Below are 1,031 nucleotides of genomic sequence, written 5' to 3' on the forward strand. Positions count from 1 at the left end.
ATGAAGGAAACCGAGAAGATCGAGATCATGCATTTCGACCAGGAGGGCTATCTCGAGGACGGCAAGGCGCTCTACGAGACCGGCAAGAAGATGACCGCGCTCGCCGACAAGGTCGCCGACGAGGGCTACGACGCCGTGTTCCTGATGGGCGTCGGCGGCACCTGGGACGAGCTCATGCAGCTCGAGTACCTCATGAACAAGTTCGGCGACCGCGACCTCGAGGTCTACCTGATCCACGCCGCCGAGTGGAACGTCATGGGCCACAAGCGCATGACCGAGAAGTCCGTCGTGCTCACCGCCTCCGAGTCCGGAACCACCCCCGAGGTCCTCGAGGCCGTCAAGAAGATGAAGGGCATGGGCGTGCGCGTCTACGCCATGACCAAGCCCGAGGGCCCCATCGGCCAGGCTGTCGGCGCCGAGAACTGCGTCGCCATGGCTTCTGACCATGGTTCGGGCGGCTGTGAGAAGGGCTACTACCTCGCCGACTGCTTCGGCCTGCGCCTGCTCAACCGCCGCGGCTGCTTCCCCAAGTTTGACCTGTTTATCGAGCAGACCAAGGACATCTGGAAGGACATGCTCGATATCCGCAAGAGCTTCGAGCCGCGCGCCGAGGAGCTCGCCAAGAAGTACGCCCTGGCCCCCTACACCATGTTCATCGGCTCCGGCGCCCTGTGGGGCGAGACCATCCTCTTCTCGATGTGCATCCTGGAGGAGATGCAGTGGAAGCGCACCCGCTACATCACCTCGGCCGACTTCTTCCACGGCACCCTCGAGCTCGTGGAGCCCGGCGTCCCCGTGTTCCTGTTCATGGGCGAGGACGAGAACCGCAAGCTCGACGAGCGCGTCCGCGCGTTCCTGACCCGCGGCGTGACCGGCGACACCGACGTCAACGTCATCGACACCGCCGAGTTCGCGATCCCCGGCCTTGACGACGAGTTCCGCGTCATCGTCTCCCCGTGGATTCTGACGGTGCTCGTGACCGACCGCCTGGCTCGCTACTACGAGACGGTCACCAAGCACAACCTCAAGTA

At 63.9% G+C, this 1,031-nt stretch carries 1 protein-coding gene; it reads left to right on the forward strand.

All coding sequences use genetic code 11. The features are described from left to right. A partial coding sequence (locus DXB53_RS09825) for an SIS domain-containing protein (RefSeq protein ID WP_117584291.1) occupies positions 1-1,031 on the forward strand: 1,031 nt, incomplete at both ends.

Origin of the sequence: Collinsella sp. OM04-5 (genome assembly GCF_003439125.1) — a bacterium.
In the GTDB taxonomy this organism is placed as follows: domain Bacteria; phylum Actinomycetota; class Coriobacteriia; order Coriobacteriales; family Coriobacteriaceae; genus Collinsella.